Source organism: candidate division KSB1 bacterium, from assembly GCA_022562085.1.
Lineage (GTDB): Bacteria > Zhuqueibacterota > Zhuqueibacteria > Oceanimicrobiales > Oceanimicrobiaceae > Oceanimicrobium.
This window is the reverse complement of record JADFPY010000281.1, coordinates 1-6,094: the sequence shown is the minus strand read 5'-3', so window position 1 is coordinate 6,094 and position 6,094 is coordinate 1. Positions and strand designations below refer to the sequence as shown.

9 protein-coding genes are annotated in these 6,094 nt (G+C 44.2%); 5 read left to right on the top strand and 4 right to left on the bottom strand.

Annotated features, from left to right (window positions below):
* From IH879_18025 to IH879_18010, 4 genes are all read right to left on the bottom strand, one after another.
* A partial coding sequence (locus IH879_18025; GenBank protein MCH7676822.1) for a hypothetical protein occupies positions 1–244 on the bottom strand: 244 nt, incomplete at its 3' end.
* A 65-nt stretch (positions 245–309) separates the two neighbouring features.
* A complete protein-coding gene (locus IH879_18020; protein ID MCH7676821.1) occupies positions 310–597 on the bottom strand; it encodes a hypothetical protein in 288 nt (95 codons plus the stop codon).
* A 62-nt stretch (positions 598–659) separates the two neighbouring features.
* Positions 660–1,091 (bottom strand): putative toxin-antitoxin system toxin component, PIN family, encoded by a 432-nt coding sequence (locus tag IH879_18015; protein MCH7676820.1) that lies wholly within the window; start codon positions 1,089–1,091, stop codon positions 660–662.
* Positions 1,072–1,293, bottom strand: a complete 222-nt coding sequence (locus IH879_18010; protein MCH7676819.1) for a hypothetical protein — start codon at positions 1,291–1,293, stop codon at positions 1,072–1,074. Before IH879_18010 ends, IH879_18015 begins: the two co-directional genes overlap by 20 nt.
* A 245-nt stretch (positions 1,294–1,538) precedes the next feature.
* Here IH879_18010 and IH879_18005 point away from each other — a divergent pair, with 245 nt between their 5' ends.
* The 5 genes from IH879_18005 to IH879_17985 form a co-directional block, all read left to right on the top strand.
* Positions 1,539–2,609: a histidine kinase gene (locus IH879_18005; protein MCH7676818.1), complete on the top strand. Its 1,071-nt coding sequence runs from the start codon at positions 1,539–1,541 to the stop codon at positions 2,607–2,609.
* Positions 2,610–2,770: 161 nt separating this feature from the next.
* A complete protein-coding gene (locus IH879_18000; GenBank protein ID MCH7676817.1) occupies positions 2,771–3,556 on the top strand; it encodes a response regulator transcription factor in 786 nt (261 codons plus the stop codon).
* 185 nt (positions 3,557–3,741) lie between these two features.
* Positions 3,742–3,948: a DoxX family protein gene (locus tag IH879_17995; protein MCH7676816.1), complete on the top strand. Its 207-nt coding sequence runs from the start codon at positions 3,742–3,744 to the stop codon at positions 3,946–3,948.
* Between the two features lie 198 nt (positions 3,949–4,146).
* The gene (gene kynU / locus IH879_17990; protein MCH7676815.1) at positions 4,147–5,394 is read left to right on the top strand and encodes a kynureninase; all 1,248 of its coding nucleotides are present in this window, start codon (positions 4,147–4,149) and stop codon (positions 5,392–5,394) included.
* 474 nt (positions 5,395–5,868) lie between these two features.
* On the top strand, positions 5,869–6,094 hold a 226-nt coding region (locus tag IH879_17985), incomplete at its 3' end, for a hypothetical protein (GenBank protein MCH7676814.1).

Here is a 6,094-nt window from a genome sequence, read left to right as displayed (position 1 = left end):
CATATTCGAGTCGGCCGTTTTTGCCACCCAACCGCTGGAATTCAATGTATCGCCGCAAGCCCTCTTCACTGAATGTGCTCAGCGGCATCATGGCGGCTGCGTTGAGATAAGTCTCTTCCTCCAGCCTTGGGAAGGCGGCCCGAATATCTTTACCCTTCGAAGCAGATGCCAGCGCTTTGCCATTAGCCAACGCAAGCGCAGCCACAGAGCCGAGTCCGGATGCAAAGAATTCTCGACGATTCATGTTCTTCTCCTTATTTTCAGAAAATATGCGAACGATTCAGTCAGACCGGGATTACTTTCATTGTTTTAGTCAACTCTTTCTCGCAAATCAAAAATAAGATTTTTTTTCTTGCTGAAGGAAGCCCGAATAATATCTTTGGAAAATAATAATTGCAGCTCATCTTCGATGCCGTTGGCTGCTGTGTAGTGGAGTAGTGTAGACCTGTGCGCAGCCCTGGCCCGGTTCGTAACCAGATCCGGGCGTTGGTCAAGGAGTTCTTTCAGACCGGGGACATCTGCTGTAACGACAGCCTTAACGGCTTGAGCGAAAATGGCTTCCTCAGAGGCCAGAACTTTATCTATTTCGGCGTTCATTATTTTGCTAATTTCAAACCAATTTTTTATTTCGGAATGAATATTCGATGCGAAGGAGAGTGCTATTCAGAAATTATTTCATTTAGAATCTGTTGAAACGAATTATAATCGACGATTTCCGTATTTCGGAACGGATTTAAGGAGAGTAAGTCTGCATCCCCAGTGACTAAATAATCCGCTTTACCCGAGACACAAAGATCCAGCAGAAAATTATCTTTTGGATCACGACAGACATCGAACGTTTCTTTTATTTCAACGACTTTAAATTTACCGAGCATAAGGGAGACAAGTTCGGCAATTGTTTCTGTAGTAAAATATCCTTGAAATTTGGGCCGATGCAGGACATCATTTATTTCTTCCAAAAGCTCATTGCTCAGTAAAATCTGAATGTTATCATTGACTACGAAACTTTCCAGATTTGAAAGAACTTTTCCAATAAGAAAACTAACCCAAATATTCGTATCAATTACGACTCTAGCCTTTTTTCTTTTCATTATATCGCTGCGTCCTGACAGCCTCTACTTCCGATGTAATCTCATCCATAGTCAAATCTTTGATTTTCATCCGTTCAAGAAGCTGACGAAAACGAATTGGATATGTCTCTTTTTCGAGAACGCGAATTAACTCTAATTTTTCGTTGATATCGCGCTGACCAATTAATGTCTTCAATTGATTTAAGTCGAGTGACAAATTCATGTTATTTGCAACCTTAAATAATAATTATGTGTTTTTAAAAGTAAGCAACATTTTGAAAGCTTTCAAGCAGTTTCTTTCAACCCTTTGGGTTAACTCTTCCCACTTTCAATCACTACAACCACTGAGGCCGATATTTTTATGTTGACCTCTGGTCAAATCCGAATGGCCCTGACACTTTGAAATTTCTTGATTCTATACCTTTCCGGGTTTATATTAATTTCAGTTTTAATAATTTCGGGCCAACTATGGATGTCAAAAAAGAAAACTTCCTCAGACACTTTATCCTTAAAGGCGGATTGTTATTTTTAACCGCCACAATTCTCGGTTTCTTTTTTGCGACCCAATCTTACCTCACCTATCTTTACCGGGACAATCAAGCGAATTTTTTACTTTCTCTAAGTGTCACGCTGCCGGACTGGATTGTCTGGGCGATCTTTACACCGTTCATTATTAAGCTGGGAAGGCGCTTTCCATTTGAACGACAAAATTGGCTCAAAAATGGCCTGGTTCATCTTCTGACCGGACTTTTTGTAACGCTCCTTAAACTTTTCGTGCTGTTCCAAATCACATCCATGATCAATTGGCTGCCTTCAAGGCCGGTATCTATTTTCCAATTCCATCCGAACTTTCTTACCTATTTGGTGATTGTCGGTTTAAGCCATGCTTTCGATTATTATCGAAAATTCAGAGAACGGGAATTGCGCAATTCCCAGCTGGAAACCCGCTTGGCACAAGCGCAATTGCAAGTTCTTAAGATGCAAATTCAACCCCATTTTCTTTTTAATACCTTGCACGCCATTTCAACACTTATGCACAAAGATGTCGAGTCTGCTGACCGCATGATGGCGCAGCTAAGCGATTTGCTCAGGTTAACTCTGGAAAGCGACGGCGTTCAGGAAGTCCCTTTAAAACAGGAAATGGAATTTCTCGAAGGGTACCTGGCGATAGAAAAAACCCGCTTTCAAAAACGGCTGACAATTGAGACAAAAATTGCTCCGGAAACTTTGGATGCGCTAGTACCGAATCTGATTTTGCAGCCGCTGGTCGAAAACGCAGTTCGCCACGGCATCGAACCGCGGTCGGCGCCCGGCAAAATTGAAATTCTGACCAAACGTGAAAACGGCATGCTGCAAGTCAAAATCAGCGACGACGGACCGGGGCTAAAGAATAAACAGACGAAATTTAAAGAAGGAATCGGTTTAACCAACACGCGCGCACGATTGCAGCAACTTTACGGCGAGAATTTTCGGTTTGAATTGGGAAACTCAGAGAAGAAAGGGTTCGTAGTAAAGTTGGTCATTCCATTTAAAACGTGAAAATGTTTTAGCCACGGATTGTCACAGATGAACACTGATTATGTGAAACAAAAAAAAATGGCATCAGCGCGTCTTTCCTAAAATCTGTGGTAATCCGTGTAAATCCGTGGCTAAATTCCTATTTGAAGCACCTTTTAGATTGCGAAACATCTGACAACCAAATGAAAATTAAAACCATCATCGCCGATGACGAACCCCTGGCGCGGGAAAAAATCAGAAACTTGCTGGAGGAAGACCCGGATATCGAACTCATCGGTGAATGCGCAGATGGCATTGAAACCGTTACTGCAATCCGGAATCAGCAACCGGATTTAGTTTTCCTCGATGTGCAAATGCCGGAATTGGATGGTTTCGGCGTTCTGAAAGCCTTGCGCCATTCAAACATGCCGACCCTTATCTTTGTGACTGCTTATGACCAATATGCCTTGCGGGCGTTCGAGGTTCACGCCCTTGATTACCTGCTGAAACCATTTGACCGGGAACGTTTTCAAAAAGCACTTCAGCGCGCCAAAGAGCATATTCGGAAAGAAAAATCAGGAGAAGTTAATGAGAAGCTGCTGACTTTACTGCAAGATCTTAAATCTGAAAAAAGTAACAATCATGAAAGGAAATATTTGGAGCGGTTGGTCATCAAAGCGGGCGGCCGGGTTACTTTTTTAAAAACGGAAGAAATCGACTGGATTGAAGCAGCGGGAAACTATATTCGTTTATACATCGGTAAAGACTCCCACTTACTGCGGGATACAATGAACAACATCCAAACCAAGCTCGATCCCGAAAAATTTCTGCGAATTCACCGCTCTACCATTCTCAAAATAGATCGGATTAAAGAGTTGCAGCCGTGGTATCACGGTGAATATGTTGTGACCCTGGAAAACGGCAAGCAGCTTACTTCCAGCCGAAGTTATCGACACCAGCTTGGCACACTTCTCGAAAATTCATCATAAGCTTCTTATCCGTCACATTGTTAAAAGCCTTCCAACACTCAAAACCTCTGATTCACCCCAAAGTCATTGTATTTTAGCAGGATATTGTTTATCACAAACAAGTGATCCGGTCAGAAAACTAACAATTTTCTATCAGCTCCTAATGATTCACAACCGAACTCTTAAACAGTTTGAAGGAGGGCATGGTGAATACTAAAAAAGTCAAAACGATAGCACTTTGGGTGGTGCAGATTCTGCTTGCTATACTTTTTGTTCTGCAAGCGGTTATGAAACTCTCGAGCATGCCAGGCTGGGTCGATCGGTTTAGCAGATGGGGCTACCCGGAGAACTTTTACTTACTGATTGGTGTTTTGGAAGGACTTGGAGCGAATGTCAGGGCATTATTGTCATGATGAAGAAGGCGAATTCCCGGGTCTCCCAGAAAAAGATCTCACTCAACACTGAAAAACCAGTCCGGAGAACAAAATAATCGGGGTGTTGACTTTCAGCAAAAACTGTCTTATCTTGTTGCCGCTTCGGCTTGCTGGTTAGAATTGTCCGCAAACGCCCAAGCTCTGAATGGAAAAAAATCGCTGCTTTAAGGAGGGCAAATGGCTAAGCTTACGCGAGAAGACTGTGCAAAGCTGGATCGAGAAGACCCGTTGTCCGAGTTTCGCGACGAATTCGCTTTGCCGGAAAATACGATTTACCTCGATGGCAATTCCCTGGGAGCCCTTCCCAGAACTACGATTCACCAAATGGAAAAGACTGTACAGAAGGATTGGGGCATGGGTCTAATTCGCAGTTGGAATGAGGCGGAATGGATAACCATGCCGCAACGCCTGGGGGATAAGATTGCTCCGCTCATTGGCGCTAAACCCGGAGAAGTCGTCGTCGTTGACAGTACTTCGGTCAACCTGTTCAAAGTGCTGGTTGCTGCGCTGCGGTTAAGAAAGGACCGCAACGTGATCGTTTCGGAGCAGGAGAACTTTCCGTCAGATCTGTATATTTCAGAAGGCGTCATGGAAATTATAGGCGGGACCTATGAACGCCGTTTGCTTCCTGAAGGGGATGATGCGATAGAAGAACTTATAGATGAGTCCGTAGCCGTTGTGATGCTTTGTCATGTCAATTACAAAAACGGTCATATTCATGATATGCGGCGGGTCACGCAAGCGGCTCACTCCAAAGGCGCCCTGGTCATCTGGGATTTGAGTCATGGCACGGGTGTTATCCCGATAGACTTAAACGGTACTGATTCCGACTTTGCCGTTGGCTGCGGTTATAAATATCTGAATGGCGGACCTGGTGCGCCAGCGTATCTCTATGTCAAAGAGGCCCTGCTCAAGGAGGTTACCCAACCCCTGACCGGATGGTTGGGACATACCGATCCATTCGCTTTTGACACAGAATACAAACCAGCTGACGATATCTCGAAGTTCATTTGCGGGACTCCGCCAATCCTGTCTTATGCTGCGGTTGAGAGTGGCCTGGAAATCTTTGAGCGCGCATCAATTGAAGCAATCCGGGAAAAAGGCAAGCGGCTGACCAATCTCTTTATTCGGCTAATGGAGCAAGAATGTGATTCTTTCGGTTTCAAACTGCTCTCTCCAAGAGATTCAGAGCGCCGTGGCTGCCAGGTTGCTTATGCGCATTCGGATGGATTTCCCATCGTTCAGGCTCTGGTTGCACGCGGAGTCATCGGTGATTTTAGAGAGCCGAATATTGTGCGATTTGGTTTTACGCCGCTATACATACGCTACATAGATGTCTGGGAGACCGTGACCAGACTCAGGGCAATTATGGAGAGCGGCGAGTGGAAACGGCCTGAATTCCAGGAACGCGGAATCGTTACCTAGCCCCGTCTTTGCGAGCGAATGAAATGAGCGAAGCAATCTCCTGCAAACTTGAATGAGATTGCTTCGGCAAAAAACGCCTCGCAAAGACGGGTGATTACCAGGCTTTGTTTCTCGCGATTGCATCCGAAAGTTTGTGAGCAGGGCTTCAAAGCGCGGACACATCGCTGAGGTGCGTTAATTCCAAAAATCGCTATTGGGGAAAAAAAGCCTTGACATTTATAACAACAATTTGGTTATTAATTTTGAGTAAGGGGATGCGTTTCTCAGACGTACCAATCTTGATGCCGACTCCGGTGCCTCATGGTTCTCTTTCCTGACTTCAATTGAAGACATCAACAGAACTACTCCATCGCACTGCGCTTAAATAAAGTGTCCCTTAGTTTTGTGACTGTGTTGGTCATCGAGCCTATCTTTTAACATCGCGCACAATCTTCTATTTGGCAAAACAAGTAGGAACATGGAATAGGCTTCAAAATGGAATTTGACAAATTAATTGATATCGTTTTTAAGATTGATGATACGATTAACTTTTTATGGAATCTGTATATTGGTGTTGGCGTCGTTCTTCTTGGCTGGTTATTCCGCGCTCAGATCAAATGGCAACTCAGCAAACGGATAACTGTAAGTCTGGCCTATATTATCATCGCCTTCATGAATGCTTCTGCCTTGCTGGATAATTACAGTTTGAAGACAATCACAC